General features: G+C 59.4%; 16 protein-coding genes. 6 read left to right on the plus strand and 10 right to left on the minus strand.

From position 1 onward, the window contains the following. Positions 1–15: 15 nt before the first annotated feature. Both R3D51_17490 and R3D51_17495 read right to left on the minus strand, forming a co-directional pair. Entirely contained in the window at positions 16–516 is a 501-nt protein-coding gene (locus tag R3D51_17490; GenBank protein MEZ5901277.1) for a hypothetical protein, read from the minus strand. A 125-nt stretch (positions 517–641) separates the two neighbouring features. Beyond that, the gene (locus tag R3D51_17495; GenBank protein ID MEZ5901278.1) at positions 642–2,159 is read right to left on the minus strand and encodes a hypothetical protein; all 1,518 of its coding nucleotides are present in this window, start codon (positions 2,157–2,159) and stop codon (positions 642–644) included. Between the two features lie 181 nt (positions 2,160–2,340). Here R3D51_17495 and proB point away from each other — a divergent pair, with 181 nt between their 5' ends. The 5 genes from proB (at position 2,341) to rlmH (ending at position 6,655) form a co-directional block, all read left to right on the plus strand. Then, positions 2,341–3,501: a glutamate 5-kinase gene (gene proB / locus R3D51_17500; GenBank protein MEZ5901279.1), complete on the plus strand. Its 1,161-nt coding sequence runs from the start codon at positions 2,341–2,343 to the stop codon at positions 3,499–3,501. Between the two features lie 43 nt (positions 3,502–3,544). Next, a complete protein-coding gene (locus R3D51_17505) occupies positions 3,545–4,831 on the plus strand; it encodes a glutamate-5-semialdehyde dehydrogenase (protein ID MEZ5901280.1) in 1,287 nt (428 codons plus the stop codon). Positions 4,832–4,843: 12 nt separating this feature from the next. Then, the gene (locus tag R3D51_17510; GenBank protein ID MEZ5901281.1) at positions 4,844–5,485 is read left to right on the plus strand and encodes a nicotinate-nucleotide adenylyltransferase; all 642 of its coding nucleotides are present in this window, start codon (positions 4,844–4,846) and stop codon (positions 5,483–5,485) included. Positions 5,486–5,687: 202 nt separating this feature from the next. Next, entirely contained in the window at positions 5,688–6,101 is a 414-nt protein-coding gene (rsfS, locus tag R3D51_17515) for a ribosome silencing factor (GenBank protein MEZ5901282.1), read from the plus strand. Positions 6,102–6,172: 71 nt separating this feature from the next. Beyond that, positions 6,173–6,655 (plus strand): 23S rRNA (pseudouridine(1915)-N(3))-methyltransferase RlmH, encoded by a 483-nt coding sequence (rlmH, locus tag R3D51_17520; protein MEZ5901283.1) that lies wholly within the window; start codon positions 6,173–6,175, stop codon positions 6,653–6,655. Positions 6,656–6,664: 9 nt separating this feature from the next. Here the strand turns inward: rlmH and R3D51_17525 are convergent, their stop codons facing one another. The 8 genes from R3D51_17525 to R3D51_17560 form a co-directional block, all read right to left on the minus strand. Further along, a complete protein-coding gene (locus R3D51_17525; protein ID MEZ5901284.1) occupies positions 6,665–7,993 on the minus strand; it encodes an amino acid permease in 1,329 nt (442 codons plus the stop codon). Positions 7,994–8,027: 34 nt separating this feature from the next. Next, positions 8,028–8,852 carry an SDR family NAD(P)-dependent oxidoreductase gene (locus R3D51_17530; GenBank protein ID MEZ5901285.1) on the minus strand — a complete coding sequence of 275 codons (825 nt, stop codon included), beginning with the start codon at positions 8,850–8,852 and terminating at the stop codon, positions 8,028–8,030. 16 nt (positions 8,853–8,868) lie between these two features. Further along, positions 8,869–9,810, minus strand: a complete 942-nt coding sequence (locus R3D51_17535; GenBank protein MEZ5901286.1) for a cobalamin-binding protein — start codon at positions 9,808–9,810, stop codon at positions 8,869–8,871. A gap of 3 nt (positions 9,811–9,813) precedes the next feature. Further along, a complete protein-coding gene (locus R3D51_17540; GenBank protein MEZ5901287.1) occupies positions 9,814–10,164 on the minus strand; it encodes an MmcQ/YjbR family DNA-binding protein in 351 nt (116 codons plus the stop codon). Between the two features lie 24 nt (positions 10,165–10,188). After that, positions 10,189–10,767 (minus strand): YceI family protein, encoded by a 579-nt coding sequence (locus tag R3D51_17545; protein ID MEZ5901288.1) that lies wholly within the window; start codon positions 10,765–10,767, stop codon positions 10,189–10,191. 13 nt (positions 10,768–10,780) lie between these two features. Continuing rightward, positions 10,781–11,344: a cytochrome b gene (locus R3D51_17550; GenBank protein MEZ5901289.1), complete on the minus strand. Its 564-nt coding sequence runs from the start codon at positions 11,342–11,344 to the stop codon at positions 10,781–10,783. Positions 11,345–11,392: 48 nt separating this feature from the next. After that, positions 11,393–13,072, minus strand: coding sequence for an acyl-CoA dehydrogenase family protein (locus R3D51_17555; protein MEZ5901290.1), 1,680 nt, complete (start codon positions 13,070–13,072; stop codon positions 11,393–11,395). A 199-nt stretch (positions 13,073–13,271) separates the two neighbouring features. Then, a complete protein-coding gene (locus tag R3D51_17560) occupies positions 13,272–15,677 on the minus strand; it encodes a hypothetical protein (GenBank protein ID MEZ5901291.1) in 2,406 nt (801 codons plus the stop codon). A gap of 253 nt (positions 15,678–15,930) precedes the next feature. Between R3D51_17560 and R3D51_17565 the strand changes: the two genes are divergently transcribed. Further along, positions 15,931–16,833, plus strand: coding sequence for a YihY/virulence factor BrkB family protein (locus tag R3D51_17565; GenBank protein ID MEZ5901292.1), 903 nt, complete (start codon positions 15,931–15,933; stop codon positions 16,831–16,833). Positions 16,834–16,912 lie beyond the last annotated feature (79 nt).

A 16,912-nucleotide genomic window follows, 5' to 3' on the forward strand; every position in this document is an offset into this window, starting at 1 on the left:
TTGGCTCTTCTTCTGTCAACGTGCGCCGAAAACGTATTGATGCAGGATCGACGGCCCTTCGATAAGGTCGACGCCGAGCGCACTTTTGACGACGTAGCCTAATAGCACGCACGCGACGAACGCCACGCCGACGAGCAATAACGTCAGGACTGCGTAAAAACCTGCAGCTCGCCGCGCCCGTGATTGCCCCTCTTGCACAAGACGCGAAAGTGAGCGGCGCTCCCGCCCAGCCATCAAGGCGACGTAGAAGCGACGGCCGAAAAGCGGAATGCTCGCACGATAGTCGATGACGTGCTGAGGTGGGTCGGGAATAAGCGCGTCCGAAATACAATCGAGCTGTTGACTTGTCAGCGAGTTGCGCACGTACGGAGGCAGCCTGGCCAACATGCGCTCGAACTGGAACGGCCTGCGGAATGCAGGTCTGGAGACTTGCCTGAGCGGCCGCCCCTCCAGAGTGATCCAGTGCGGGCGGCTTGCTGTGTCGCAGGGATGCAGAGGCTCCTCGAAAGAGGACATCGCGAAGCACCATCAAGAATGATCGGCTTCGTTGATCGAAGCCCTGTGTCTGCTGCAACTATGACGAGTTGCAGTTAAAGGATTGTGAAATCTAAGGTTGTATTATTTCTTTTATGCACGCACAGCTAGCCGTGCCTGGAGTTGGCGCTTTGCCCGTCGATCCTTCCACCGAACAGCAGAATGGCAAGCAGTGGCGCGAAAAAGCCGATTGCCATGGCCGTCGCCAGGAGTGCCGGCAAGTTTTCGTAGTGCCCACGGTCCACAACCAAAAGCATATTGAGGTACTTGGTCTGAAGCGCGCCTGCGACCAGCGCCAGGTTCATCAATGACGCCATCAGAGCAAACCAGCTCGCTCGCCGTCCCTCAGGCGCGTAGATGGCGCACAACGTCAACAGAGGGATCATCGAGAGCTGGGCAAAGGGCGAAGACGCGGCCGTGTCGATGATTGCAATGGTGCGAGCTCCAAAGCCGAACATGCGTTCCGTCCAGTCCTGCAATCCGAGAGTGAGCCCAAGACTGGGAAGGGAAAGAACGGTCGTTACCACCGTCAACCATAAAAGCACCTTAGCGACCGGCCGGCGCGTGATGGCATCCGAGAACATCCAGGTCCCGATCAACGCCAGCGCCGTGCCAATCTGGTTGAGCGTTCCCTGGAACGCTTCATCGAAACCCAGAACGTCGATCGTGAACCACGTATATCCCGATCCCACCGACGGCGCCGCGCGATAAACGAAGATGATGATCGCGGCATAGAAGATCTTGCGCTTTGTCGCCTCGTCGAGATCGCCCACAACGCGCACCAGCATGGCGACCACGACCGCCATCGAGACCATAAAGATGAGTTCTTGGTTGTAGGGGATTTCGAGCACACCGAGCGCCACGACAACAGCGCCGAACACGAGGCCGCCGCCGAGAATGCGCCAATCCAGCGGTCTGCTTTCAACCTTATCCAGTTTCACCAACAGCGCGCCGGTGACGGAGATAAGCGGGATAACGAGACCGATCAAAAACACGGTTTCATACGAATAGATGCTAGCAATCCAGCCCGATATGCCCGCAACGGAAAACATTCCCAGCGACAATGCGAGACGGCCCAATACCTGTACCATGCCAAGATCGCGGTTGATTTCGTCTTTGGGCCGTGGCGTGCCGTCGCTATTGACACGCGCGACGACCTCCGTGCTCATCGCGTCGGCGGTGACATCCTGAAGCACAACGCCAACAATGTTCAGAAACGATCCTAGCCGGTAGATGTTTTCCGGGGTCGCAAACGTCAACCAACCGCCAGCCGCTCCCGCGAGTAAAAGCAGCCCCGAAGCAATCAGCGCGCCGCCGATCATCACATAGACACGCCGCTGCGAACCTAGAATCTCAACCGAGTCCACCAACTCGCCGAACACCATTTTGATGGTCCAGGGCAGCGTCAGCCACACGCTCAAGGACGCAAGCTCAGTCGGCGTCAAGGTGAGATTTTTCTTAATCCAGAAGCTCTCGGCGACCGCGACAAGCCCCAGCGCTCCATAGGCGAAATAGACCATCAGAAGCGGCAGATAGTTCCAGCGGAAGGCTCGGATAGGATTTAGCAGCGCCTTCTTGAGTTGCTCCGCCCAATAGTCGCCCTCAGACGCCTCGTGCGCCGTCATCTGCACGTCCCTTCGATCTGCCCTGATCCGCGATAGGGACCGGCTCTCCCGTTAACCCACACCGGTGCGGGCTTTTCTCTGCTTTCACCTGTCAGGGAAAGATGGCTGCCGCAAGGGGCTTGCCTCCCAGCGCAGCTTGTGGCTTGTCGTGACAAACCCTCAAAACGAATGTGCCAAACCCATGTCCCGCCCCGCCGAGACCACCTCCAGCCACACGCTCGCGCGCCCCGAATGGGCCGATGCGCGCCGTATCGTCGTTAAGATCGGCTCTGCCCTCCTCGTCGAACGCGAGACCGGACGCCTGAAGCGCGAATGGCTAAGCTCACTCATGGACGACGTGGCTGAACTTGCGCGTGCGGGTAAGAGCATCGTGCTTGTCTCTTCCGGCGCCATCGCGCTAGGGCGCAACACTCTGAAGCTTCCCAAGGGACCGCTAGAGTTGGAGCAGAGCCAAGCCGCGGCTGCGGTTGGGCAGATCAGCCTTGCACATGCCTATCAGGAAATGGCTGAACAGCGCGGATTGATCTGCGCCCAGGTGCTGCTCACGCTGGGCGATACCGAGGAACGGCGACGCTACCTCAATGCCCGCCACACTCTTGAGAAGCTTCTCGCGTTGAACGCCATACCGGTCGTCAATGAAAACGATACGGTCGCGACCACGGAGATCCGTTACGGCGACAACGACCGTCTGTCGGCCCGCGTTGCTTCGATGGTATCGGCCGATTGCCTTGTTTTGTTGTCGGACATCGACGGGCTCTACACAGCCCCACCCAACAGCAACCCGGATGCGCAGCACATTCCCCTGGTGACAGAGGTCACGCCGCAGATTGAAGCGATGGCGGGCGATGCCGGCACCGAGCTTTCCAAAGGCGGCATGCGCACGAAGGTTGAGGCGGGTAAGATCGCGCTTGGCGCTGGCACCGACATGGTCATCACCACAGGCAAGGTGCTGCACCCGCTACGGGGTATTTCACAAGGCGCGCGGGTGACGTGGTTCCTCGCCAAGTCGGACCCGGTAACGGCCAAGAAGCGTTGGATCGCTGGGCAACTCGAAGCTTCCGGTCAGATCTTCATCGACGAAGGCGCTGAACGTGCATTGGCTTCGGGCAAAAGCCTGTTGCCAGCTGGCGTGAAGCGCGTCGAAGGCGATTTCGACAGGGGAGATGCGGTCATCATCCGTACGCTCGATGGCCGAGAAGTGGGCCGAGGCCTGATCGCCTACGCCTACGCCGACGCACTTCGCATTATCGGCAAGAAATCGAGCGAAATTGCCGATATCCTCGGTTTCGAGGGCCGTGATACCCTTATCCATCGCGATGACATGGCCTTGCACCGCAAGTAATATCCTGTCAAACGCGACACAAGACAACGAACACGAGAGTGAAATGAACAAGCGCGAAGACATCGAAGGGGACACCGCGAAGCTCATGGCCGGTATCGGCGAAAGCGCGCGATCCGCCTCGCACGCGCTCGCGATTGCCTCGACCGAGCAGAAGAACGAGGCCCTCAAAGCAGCAGCCAAGGCTATTCGTGCTGATATGGCGGCCATCCTGGAAGCAAACGCCAAAGACGTTGCGACGATGGCGTCGGGTGATCGTCCTGCATCGTTTATTGACCGCTTGATGCTGAACGAAAAGCGTATCGAAGCCGTTGCCCGAGGGCTGGAAGAAATCGCGGAGTTGCCCGATCCGGTCGGCACCGTACTGGCGGAATGGACACGTCCCAACGGTCTCAAATTCCAGCGCGTGCGCGTGCCGCTTGGCGTGATTGGCATCATCTACGAAAGCCGCCCCAACGTGACCGCCGATGCAGGCGCGCTGTGCCTTAAGGCAGGAAATGCCGCCATCCTGCGCGGCGGCTCGGAAAGCCATAACTCGAGCGCAGCCATCCATGCCTGTCTCGTCGCGGGTCTACGCGCCGCCGACCTGCCGGAAGCCGCAATCCAGATCGTGCCGACAACAGATCGCGCGGCGGTGGGACACATGCTCAAAGGGCTGAACGGCGCAATCGACGTCATCGTACCGCGCGGTGGAAAAAGCCTGGTACAGCGCGTGCAGGACGAGGCGCGCGTTCCCGTGTTCGCGCATCTGGAAGGCATCTGCCACACCTACGTTGACCGTGGCGCCGATATGGACATCGCGGTGCCCATCGTCGTCAACGCCAAGATGCGCAGAACAGGCGTGTGCGGTGCGACCGAGTGCCTGCTCGTCGACAAAAACGCCCATGAGGATTATCTCACTCCGCTCGTAAAAGCGCTTCTGGAAGCTGGATGCGAGGTGCGTGGCGATGAAGCGACCTGCAAGGTGGATCCGCGCGTGAAGGCCGCCAGCCCTGAAGATTATGGCCACGAATTCCTAGACGCAGTTATCGCCGTCAAGACGGTCGATGGTGTTGACGAGGCTATTGCACACATCGCCAAGTATGGCTCGCAGCACACCGATGCGATCATCACCGAGTGCGAGCCGACTGCCGAGCTTTTCTTGAAGCGTGTCGACTCGGCCATCGTTCTCGTCAACGCTTCGACCCAATTTGCGGATGGCGGCGAGTTCGGCTTTGGCGCCGAGATCGGCATTGCAACCGGCAAGATGCACGCACGCGGTCCTGTCGGCGTCGAACAGTTGACGAGCTTCAAGTATCTCGTGCGCGGGCACGGCCAGATCAGACCCGCGTGAGGCATAGCGCAATTGGCACACGACTTCTCGCCTCGCGATTTCGGTTCAATAGCAGTGCGCACGCCGCTCGTTGCGCCGGGACAGCGCATCGGCCTGATGGGCGGCACCTTCAATCCGCCCCATGAGGGGCACCGCATCGTTGCTGAAACAGCTCTCAAGCGCCTGCGGCTCGATCAGATCTGGTGGGTTGTAACGCCGGGCAATCCACTCAAGGAAAATGGCGGACTGCCTGCTCAGGACGTCCGCATGAAACAGGCGCGCAAGTTCTCGCGTGGGCCGAAAATGAAGATCACGGGCTTCGAGGCAGATCTTGGCACGCCCTATACGGCCGCGACGATCGCATTCCTGCTGCGACGCTTCCCGAACGTGCGCTTCGTATGGGTGATGGGCGCGGATAATCTGGCGAGCTTTCACCGCTGGCAGCGTTGGCAGAACATCGCCGCCAGTGTCCCGATCGCAGTGGTGGACCGGCCAGACTGGCGACTCAAGGCTATTGCCTCCCTCGCGGCCCAGTGGTTTGCGGGCAAGCGGATCGACGAAGCGGACGCTGCTTCCTTACCCGGGCAGAAGCCGCCCGCATGGACCTTTCTCACCAGCCGACTCTCCCCCCTCTCCTCGACTGCGCTTCGCGCGCGTGACAGTCTGGCCCGCTAATCGCATCACAATCCGCACTTAACATTGTGTTTTGTATTAGTATTTTTCACCCCTCCTGCAAAAGCCATTGCCGTATGTCCGGGGCGCCCTTATCTTTGCCCGGTCTGCAAGACTCAAGGGTGCCTGGTTCAATTCAGCCGCTCAAGCCTGCGGATGCCGGCCGCATGTGCTGCCGCGCCAATCAGGAAAGGACAACGACCTCTTGATAAGCTCCACCACTGGAAGCGCTCGCAAACGTGCTTCTACTCCGAAGGCTGCGGCTGCCCTGCCCGCCTCGGCAGCTCTTCTCGCCGACATCGTGCATTGGCTCGATGAGGCAAAGGCGGAAGAGATCATCGACATCCCACTCCAAGGCAAATCCTCGCTCGGCGATTACATGGTGGTGGCCTCCGGCCGTACCGACCGCCATGTCGGCGCCATCGCGGACCAGCTGGCGACCAAGCTGAAAGCGGCCGGCGTTTCGCCTGTGCGCGTGGAAGGCATGGAAGCTTGCGACTGGGTGCTGATCGACGCGGGCGACATCATCGTGCACGTCTTCCGCCCGGAGGTTCGCGCGTTCTACAATCTTGAAAAGATGTGGCAGGCTGAACTGCCCGCCAGCGAGCCTCAGCACTAGCGAACGCAAAGACGTTCGCGGAATGCGTTCTACCAAGCGCGCTCGGCTTGAGTGCGCTGCGTGAGGATTTTATGCGCTTGCTTATCGCCGCTGTCGGCAAGCTGAAGGACGATGCGGAGCGCCAAATGTGCGAGCGCTACGCCAAGCGGTTCAATGCGATGGGGCGAGGCATCGGACTCGGCCCCATTGAAATCGCGGAGCTGGCGGAAGCTCGAAGCGCGTCGGCGGACGCGCGCAAGAACGACGAAGCAGCCCGCCTTCTCAAGATCACAACACAAGCCGACATCGCGATCGCCCTCGAAGTCTCGGGCACTCAAATGACGAGCGATGATTTTGCGAAATTTCTCGCGCGCGAACGCGATGGTGGTGCGCGCTGCACAGCGCTTCTGATCGGCGGACCGGACGGGCATGGCGAAGCCGCCCTTCAAGCATCCAAACTAAAACTTTCGCTGGGCCCCATGACACTGCCGCACGGGTTGGCGCGGGTTGTTCTGAGCGAACAACTCTATCGCGCCGCGACCATTCTTTCGGGGCACCCCTATCACCGAGCTTGAAGCACACTGTCAGTCGTCGATGGGCGTTGGCCGCAGCACCATGTAAATAGCAAGGATCCCCGCCAGCAGCACTCCTGCGATTGCTGGCGCCTGCCAATGTCCGGTGGCCACCCGGAAGACAATTAAAATCGTGCAAATAATTGCGCCGACGATCGGCACGAAGAATGGAACCTCGAAGGCCCCCTGGGGCTCACCCGGGCGACGCTTCAATATGATGAGAGCGCCGTTGACGATTGCAAAGACGAAGAGCAGGAGAAGAACGGCCGCCGACGCGAGTTCGGCAATTGATCCTAACAGCGCCAGTGGGATGAGAACCGCGAGCAGAGCCACAATCGCGATGTGAGGTGTGTGCCGCTGGGCATGTACTTTTCCCAGGCTTGCCGGCAACAGACCCTGACGCGACATTCCATAAATCAGTCGCGATGCCGTCACGTAATTGACGAGCGCTGTGTTAGCGACCGCAAACAACGTGATCGCGATGAGCACGCCCGAAGGAAACTGAGGTGCCGCGCGCTGCATGACCGCGCCGAGAGGCGCCGGTGCATCGGCAAGCTCCTGCCACGGCGTCACCGAGACGGAGGTAACAGCGACAGCAATATAGAGGACGGCAGCCATCGCCGTGGCCGCGATCAGCGATACTGGGATCGTCACCTGCGGGTTCTTGCATTCTTCGGCAATATTGATCGTGTCTTCAAAGCCGATGAAAGCGAAGAACGTCAGAACAGATCCGAGCATGACGAGATAGATCAAGCTGGAGTCGGCCTTTTCAGCGGGGATTTCGAATAGATCGACGCTTCCCCAGTACGACATGCCTGCTCCGATCACGATGAGCAATCCACTCGCTTCGACAATCGTGCAGACGATATTGGCCCACATCGATTCCTTTATTCCGCGAAATACGATGCCTGCCAGGATGAGGATGAAGCCGAGTACCACGACCTCGCCAGGAAGCGCGGTGGCACCAAACAATGCGGCGACATTGGCAGAAAAGACCTTGGCCTGGGTTGCAACGGAACTTAGGCCAGAGCAGACGAGCGCCATGCCAACCAAAAAGCTGAGCACCGGAATTCTAAAAGCTCGATGCGTGACGTAAGCGGCCCCGCCGGCGCGCGGATAGCGGGAACCAAGTGAAGCGTAGGACAATGCGGTCATCAAAGCGGCGACGAGCGCAACCAGGAACGACAGCCAGACTGCATTGCCGACTAGACCCGCCGCCTTGCCAATCAGCCCATAGATCCCTGAACCCAACATCGAGCCCAGCGCATAGAAAGTCAGCTCGCCGATGCCGACCGATCTCTTTAGCTGCGGCTCAATGCTCGTTTGGCTGCCCGCGGGCATCGCACCCATCTCCCTTTTGCGCTTAAGCGGGCTGTCAAAGCCGCATCGACAGATAGTCGATTGCCCCGGGCGGTAATATGCGCCGGCCAATTGCGGCGAGGTAGGTCGGCGTCGTCACGTAGTAACGTCGACGAGGACGCCGCGACTCCAGAGCATGTACAAGACGTTTGGAAACCGCTGCAGGCTCCAACTTGAACGTCTCTTTTCCGCCGGCTTCCATCGACTGCAAACGCGCGACGTACTTGTCGCGATGGGGAGAACCCTCGATATCGACGTTGGCTTTCAATCGTTCGAGGGCGTTTTCTACAAAGCGCGTGCGGATCGGCCCCGGCTCTATGATGGATACGTGGATGCCTGTGCCCACAAGCTCTCCCCGCATGGCATCCGCCAAGGCTTCGAGGGCAAACTTCGACGCGCAGTAGGCTCCACGATAAGGCACCGCAATCATGCCGAGGACCGAAGAGCACTGCACGATCCGTCCATGACCGTTTCGGCGCATGGCTGGAACAACGCGGCGGGTAAGATCGTGCGTGCCTATCAGATTGACTTCAATCTGCTCACGCAGAATGGCCGGCGTGATGTCCTCCACCGCGCCAGGCTGGCCGTAGGCTGCATTGTTAAAGATCGCATCGAGCTTGCCGCCGGAGAGATCGAGCGCCGTAACCGCACAGGTGGCGATCGATGTGGGATCGGCCAGTTCGAGAGGAATGGCCTCAAGACCTTCCTGTATGCGAAGATGATCGAGATCCTCCGGCCGTCGTGCTGTCGCAAGAACGCGCCACCCTCGCGCTTTCAACGTGCGAGCAGCATCGAGCCCGATACCGGACGAACATCCGGTGATGAGAACTGTCTTCTGCATGAAGGCAATTATCCCCTCAAGTCCTGCTGGACTCGTGCCTTACCACAGTTTGTCCCATGTGCCCGTAATTGACACGGCCTGGGTGCAGGATTTCCGCCAAGATCTGCGCACTTTCCACGAGCCGCGGACCTGGCCTATTGAAATACGCATTGCCGTCAGCCACGAAGAGTCGCCCCTCGCGAACCGCACGCAATCTCTGCCAGAGCGGATTTCGATCCAGAACGCCCATCTCCGACTGCGTGCGGGCGATGTCGTAGCCGCAAGGCGCCACCAGGATGACATCGGGGTCGGCTGCAACGACGTCTTCCAGCTTGATCCAAGGAGATTGCGCGCCATGCTCGCCGAACAGGTTGATACCGCCGGCGATTGAAATGAGTTCAGGCATCCAGTGCCCGCCCGACATAGGCGGATCGATCCACTCGATGAACGCCAGGCGGGGCTTATCTTCGCCTGCTACACGCGCGGAAACGTCCGCAAACTGCGCTGCCATGTGCGCGTTGAGTTCAACACCTGCTTGCGGACGGCCCAGTGCCTCCGCGACACGTTCATTGTCGGCATAGATGTCCGCAAGGGTATGGGGGCGCAGAGAAACGACGTTAGCTTTGCATTCCGTCCAGCCTTCGACGGCGCGCTGCACGTCGGCGAGTGAGACGGCGCACACTTCGCATTGGTCCTGCGTGAGGATTACGTCTGGCGCGAGATCCTTGAGAGCATCCGCATTGACTTCGTACACGGCGAGACCATGCTCGACTAATGACTTCACTGCGGTGTCGATTTGACGTGACGAGCCCTCAACCTTGAACCTCGCCTTGGTCAGCGCAGGCAAGTCCATGATGCGCTCGGGCCAATCGCATTCGTGCGACCGCGCAATCTGTTGATCTCCCGCGCCAAGCGCGTGCACGATCTCCGTGGCACTGGCGATGAGAGATACGACCCGTGGCGTTGCGGTTGGCGTCATTGATCAAGCCTTCTTGTTCGTTGTTCGCCGCCGCTTCGACGGTGATTTTTGAGTTGCCTGGGACCAGGCAGCCCGCAGAGCATTTTCGAGCACGCCTTTGTAAACCTTAGAAAGCGTCACCGTGGTCCATCCCTGCCTGCCCCATCCGCCAGAAGCCGGCGCAAACGCTTCAGGATGCATCTCGACGCGCAAACTCTGCTCGTCAGGTTCGAGCTTGAGATTTGCAGTTTTGCCGTCGGCGGCGAGCGTCGCATAGATCCGCAAAACGCGAAACGCCGCACGATCAAAGTGCGGCGTTTGCGTTGTACCTTCCATGCCTAGAGCGAGGTCGCGGAACTGGCGTTGAGATACCATCAAGTCCACCGGCTGGCGCGTGGCTTACTTCTGGATGCCTTCCACGTCGAGAAACAGCTCAACTTCTTTCGAGGCCGGACCTAACTGCTTCTTGAAGCCAAAGTCCGCAATAGTGAGCTTCGTGCTGCCCGTGAAGCCCATGCGCTGTCCGCCCCACGGATCAGGACCGCCACCCATGCGCTCCATATCAAGAACGACTTCTTTGGTAACGCCGTGCAGCGTGAAGTTACCTTTGATCTTAGCCTTGTTCTCACCGTCAGCAGTGACCTCGGTGCTGACGAACGTCGCCTTCGGATAGGTCTCGGAGTCGAGGTAGTCGGGCCCCCGCAGATGCTTGTCCCGCTCGGCGTGATTTGTGGAGATGCTGGTGGTGTCGATCTCCACGCTTACTTTGGAGGCCGCCACGTTGGCTGGGTCGTAGGAAAACGTTCCATCAAACTTGTCAAACCGACCCGTCAGCCAGCTATAGCCCAAGTGCTTGACGCGGAATCCGATTGAGGCGTGCTGCCCTTTAATATCGAAAACATAGTCGGCGGCGCTAGCCGGAAGGGCGGCGGCGGCAATCGCGGCGACGACCCCGGCGAGCAACGTCAGGCGCTTCATAGTGAACCTCCAATCAGGAATTTTTCTCATCTTTTGGCGGACCAGAGATCATCCGCTTGAGTATGTCGCTGCGATCCCAGAAATGATGTTTCAGAGATGCGGCCGCGTGGATCAGAGCCAGTCCTATCACCGAATAGGCCAAAATCTTATGTAGATAACCAGCCTGATCCGACAAGCCCTTCTCTGTGACGACCGACGGTATGGAGAACAGGCCGAATACGTCAATAGCACGCCCGTCGGAGGACGAGATCAAATAGCCGCTAACGACTATGATCAGGATGAGCGGATAGAACGCCCAGTGCACAACTTTAGCAGCATATTGCTCCATGGGCGAAAGCTCACCGTCGTCCGGCTTGGGGTTGGTCAGGCGCCAAAAGAAGCGGAACACGAGCGCGAGACCGACGACGGCGCCGATGCTGCGATGTAGGTCCGGCGCGCTGTTATAGTAGGGGCTATAATATTCAAGCCTCATCATCCAGTAACCAAGCCCAAACATGAAGAAGATAGCCAGGGCCATGAGCCAGTGAAGCCATCGCGTCACCAGTCCATAGCCCTTTTCGCTGTCGCGGAATTTCACGCGCTCATCCTCACCGCAGTTTAAATTTGCGGCGAGACCTTACGCGGCTCAATTGGCTCCTTCAAGAAGGCGACGCGCGATAACTTGCGCTTGAATCTCAGCAGCCCCTTCGAAGATGTTTAAGATGCGCGCATCACACAGCACGCGAGAGATCGGATACTCGAGCGCGAAGCCATTGCCGCCGTGGATCTGGAGCGCGTTGTCTGCGTTCGCCCAAGCAACGCGAGCGCCAAGAAGCTTGGCCATGCCAGCCTCAAGATCGCAACGATGCCCCTGATCTTTCTCGCGTGCGGCAAAGTAAGTGAGCTGCCGTGCAATCATGGTTTCAACGGCCATCATCACGACTTTGTTACGCACGCGCGGGAACTCATAGATCGGCTTTCCGAACTGAATGCGCTCCAATCCATACTTAAGTCCAAGGTCCATGGCGCACTGGGCAACACCAACCGCACGGGCCGCTGTTTGAATTCGCGCACCTTCGAACGTCGCCATCAGGGCCTTGAAGCCCTGGCCTTCCTTGCCGCCAAGTAGATTTTCAGCCGGCACTTCGAAACCGTCGAAGGAGATGTCGTACTCCTTCATGCCGCGATAACCGAGCACTTCGATTTCACCGCCCGTCATGCCTTTGGCCGGGAACGGATCCTCGTCGCTGCCGCGCGGCTTCTCGGCCAGGAACATCGATAATCCCTTGTAGCCTGACTCGTCGGGATTGGTGCGCGCAAGAACCGTCATGACATCTGCGCGCACAGGATGCGTGATCCAGGTCTTCTGTCCGGTAATCTTGTAGACGTCGCCTTCCTTGACTGCGCGCGTCTTCAGCGAGGCAAGGTCGGAACCTGTGTTCGGCTCGGTGAAAACGGCGGTCGGCAACATTTCACCGCTAGCAATCTTAGGCAGGTACTTGCTCTTCTGCTCTTCGGTACCGTTGTGCACGATCAGCTCGCCAGCGATTTCCGCACGGGTGCCGAGCGATCCAACACCGATATAGCCGCGTGACAATTCCTCGGACGCCACGCACATCGCTTCCTTGCCAAGCCCCGAACCGCCATACTCCTCCGGCAGAGCTAGACCGAACACCCCGATCTCAGCCAGCTTCTGAATGACTTCAAGCGGGATGTAGACGTTCTCCAAATGCCACTCGTGGGCATGCGGATAGACCTCATCCAGACAGAAGCGGCGCATCGTGTTCTGGATTTCGGCATGAAGCTCATCTAGTCCCGTGTCACCGAAGGTCATCGCCTCTGGCTGCGCAGAGATAAACGCGCCAAGCTTCGCCTTGACGGCTTCGGAGCTGCCTTCTTCGACGAGATCGGCAACCGAATCTTCGAACTTGCGCACATCGGCTTTTGCAACACCCAGCGCGTCGGTACGAATGATCTCGACTTGGCTCATGGGAATGCCGCCCGCAATTTGCGCGCAATACTCCGCAAACGCAGCGATGAGCAGGAGGTGCTCGAACTCACCAAAGCGCGATTCAGCGTTGAGGCGTTCGCCCCAATGGTACATCTGGCGCAAGCCCTCGACCGTGGTCGCGAGCCAAGCAAGGCCATGTGCACAATGCTGCGCCTGATCGACACCGCCGGCTTCTTGGATCTTGATGCGCGCACCCGCTTTGGCCGCCAGCAGAATTTTATCGGCTTCCGCGACCGCCTCACCACATCGCTCAATGAGCCGCGCGGGGCCCGCCGCAAGGATCGAAGTACCTGACTTGAGCTGTGCGACGGACATAAGCTTCTCCCTTCGAGACCAATAGAAAACCACCCCGGCGGGCGTTCCCGGCCGGGGAGGATTAAATTTAGTCGAGTAGAATAGTCGGAATACCCTACTGCGCAACCGCAACATCACGCGACGTAACGGCGCAAATCCGCCATTTCCCAGTGGCTTAACAGCAAAACGCTGACCTTCGAACGGGGCGATCGTCCAGAGACTATTGGCCGGTCAGCGCCTTTAGAAACCGTCCCATGGTCACGACCGGCTTGCCCTGCTCGTTAGCAGTAGCCGCTTCGGGATCCGCGGCTTGCGATGGCGGAACTGCTTGCGGCCCGGCCTGAGGTGGGACGGGTGGCTTTGCTGTGAGGGCTGCTGCAGCCTTCGCTGCTGCCTCGGCAGCGGCCCGGCGCGCAGATTCGGCAGCCTGGGCGGCAGCATTCGCCAAGCCCGCGGGCGCCTGAATGCCCTGGCCCTGTCCGCCAAGATTGAGCCGGCCGCCGCTACTGGATGGCACAGAGCGCGACACACCGGGAGCGGGTGTGCGCCGGATCTCGACTCGCGCCTCCTCGACCTCGCTGTGATAGGCCGCGTAGCTGCGACCATCGAATTTCTCGTCGCTGGGGCGGCGGGGGTTGCGCAGATGCACGTCGGTGCCGCCTGGAACGCGCAAGATTGCATTCGCCATGGCTTCTTCTGCCCGGCGGATCGTTACGCGAGCTTCAGCGTTCGACTGTCTGGCAGTTTGCCTATCGTCGATTTGTACGGATTTACTCTCATCCTGCGGGCCGGCCGATTGCGCGACAGGCGTGACTGGCGCAGCGGGCAAGGACGGCGGCAACGGTGGCGGTGGCGCTGCCGGAGCCCGCGCAGCGGCGGCTGCGAGAAGACCAGCTTCTGATAACGGAACTGGCTGAGATGCGGGCATCTTCTGCGGCATCGGCGGCGGAACTGGTAGAAGCGGTTGAGCCGCAATCTCGTGCGCCCCTTCCCTTGGGGGATGCTCTGCGTTCTCGCGGGCAAAGCCTTCTGGAGCCAAGGGCGGCGTGACTACGCCCAGCTCGGCTTTGGCTGGCGGTTCCACCGGACCGGAAGCGGGAAGTGGCGGCGCTTTGCCCGCCGGCTTCAGAGGGAGAGGCGGTAAGCTGGCTTCGAGAATGTCGCCAGCGCTTTTCTCATAGTCTGTTTCTTCATCTGCTGGCGTGACCGCTTCACTTGAACCGGCAGCGTTACCGTCAAGAGCGCTACTTTCGGCCTCGACTTGAAGCGCGACCCCATCGTGCTGTTTGCTTTCATCGACCTCACCGTCAAGCTGCTCATCTCCCGCGGTTGCTCCTCCAGCGAGAGCGTCTTGCAGGACCGTATCGGACGAAGGCAGTCGTGACGAATGGTACTTCGAAGCGGCCTTGGGCTTGGGCGGCAACAATCCGTCCGCTGTCTCACCAGCGTGGGGAGGAGCGTGCGTCGATCCAGCATAGAAACCGGCCGGTAGAGGCATCGCTGGCTTCAAGTTCGCCGTATCAATCTCCGGCGCGGCAACCATCGCTTCTGGCTCAGGTTGCTCATCGGCTACCTCAGAGGGCGACTGGATTGTGTCGTACGCTACATCCGGCAATTCAAATGGCGTTGCGTAGGCACCGGCGGCCAGCGGCATAGCTGGCACCAACGACGAATAATCCGGTTCGGGTTTCTGAGGAGGCGCCTCATCGATCTCAAGTTCGGCCAAAACGGGTCGAGCCGTCGAAGAGGTCTCTTGTTCCTGCTCCTCCTCCAAGACGGACGCAGCAAGTCCGTCTTCTATTTCCTCCTCTTCCTCGATGGCGGGCGGAGCCTCGGAGAGTTGCTGTTCGCCGTCGCTATCGGAGGCCTGGGTCTCGGTCGCCTCCGGCTCAGTCTCTATCTCGACAGCGGCCGAAGCAGGCAAGGTGTCCACCACCTCGACCACAGCTTCTTGTAACTTTGTCGCGTCATCGGAATGACCGGCGGGTTTCGACTTGGTCTCGTCACTAAATCGCGCACTGGGTTTCTCGCGAGTCCTGCTTTCAACGGCTTCGGCACGCGGCGGCGCGGGTTGAGGTTCGGGCGGGCGCGTGATTGGCGAACTAGCGCTCTTCTTTGGCGCAATCTTTTGGCGAGCCGCCAGCACAGCAGCCTGCTCAATCCACTTCTGATCGACGATTGCATCTTCCAAGCCCAGCGTGCGGGCGAAGTAATCGACGTCGGCCTCCTCCCAGACTGCAATCTGACTGTACGACGTAATGTTGAGCGCGTTCAGCCGTCGCTCGAGGCGGGCGTCGATACCGCGAATTCTGGTGAGGTCATCGTCTTCCGGTTCGGGGGATGGCGAAGACTCGTCGCCACCCGCAGCGGCGCGTGTCCGCTGGGTCACGCGCTCAAGTTCTTTCAGGAGTGTCTGACGGCGAAGGAACAGCGGGTTGGTGGCAAGCTTGTCCAGCAACAGCGTCTTCAAGCTGGAGGACGCCACATTGGCCGGCAGTTCGCCTTTGCGTTCACGAGCCTCCAATTGCGCGAGCGCACGCCAATCCTCGTAATGGACGAGGAGGTCTTCAATGGCCGCAATTTCTGCGTCGAGAAGCTCAGGTGCGATCACACTGTCGACAGTCATTTACCGAGGCCTACATCAGGGATCGTCGCACGCGACGCAACTGCGCCTGGCGCCAGCCAAATGTAGAAGGCAGCCCCCTCTGCGTCCATCGGCACCCTGGCACATCGCTTCCTTAGCCACCAAACGACGGCCAACGTGTGACAGAAATGCCAAATCTGCCATCCCCAGGTCAGGTAGACCTTAAAGAGCCGACTCGTTAGGGTGCCGGCAAAAAATCGCCCATTGGGTGGCTTGGGAGAGGCGAAAATTGAGAATGAAGCGGTTTCGCACGTTCATGGAAGCGCTTTACCGGCTCTATGAACACTCGGGCTTCGCCTTGGCAAGTGCGGTGGCCTTCTCGTTCGTCGTCTCGGTATTCCCGTTCTGCATCTTTCTAGGCGCCCTTTCGGGTGTGTTCGGCGGTCGAGAGCTTGCCGATGCAGCAATTCAGCAACTGTTCGCCATACTTCCAGAGCCCGTCGCCAAGGGGCTTGCGCCTGAAGTCCAGGCCATTATGGGCACCAGCCGTATCGACTTGCTGACGGCCAGCGGATTCTTAGCCCTGTTCTTCGCCACGAGTGCCATCGAGACAATGCGCGCGGCCTTGAACAATGCTTACCGCGTGCATGAGACCCGTCCGTATCCGCTGTGCCTTCTGATCTCGATGTCGTTCGTCTTCATAAGCGCCGTTTCGACACTGGTGCTGACCTGGGCCGTTGTCGTGGGCCCGGCCTTGGCGGAGAGGCTGAGGCCTCAGTGGACCAAAGAAGTCATGGATGTGGAGTGGATCGGCTCGGCAATGCGTTTCTTGGAGCAGATCTGGGTTGGGCCTTTCACGCGCTACACGCTGGCAGGCATCATTATAGCGCTCCAGTTGCTAGCTTTTCATCTGTTGCTCGCTGCCGGAAAACGCCGTTTCCAGGACGTCTGGCCCGGCATTCTGCTGTCGATCGGACTGTGGCTGACGTTGGCTAGCCTTTGGTCCAAATACTTGGCGATCACCAACTACTCGCTGTTCTACGCCGGTCTGTCTCAGCTGATGATCGCGATGATCTTTTTCCAGTTTACCGCCATCATCATCCTGCTCGGCGCCGAGCTCAATCGCGGCATCATGGAATTCAAGCGAATGTCGCGCGGCGAGCCTCCACGTGGCGATGGACGTGCCGAGCGCCACTGATCACTTTGCTGGTGGCTTGTCAGAAACAAAAAACGCCGGAGCAAAAACTCCAGCGTTTCACTTTGTTGCGCGTGTTGGC

The sequence above is a fragment of the Hyphomicrobiaceae bacterium genome, from assembly GCA_041397645.1.
Taxonomy (GTDB): domain Bacteria; phylum Pseudomonadota; class Alphaproteobacteria; order Rhizobiales; family Hyphomicrobiaceae; genus Hyphomicrobium_B.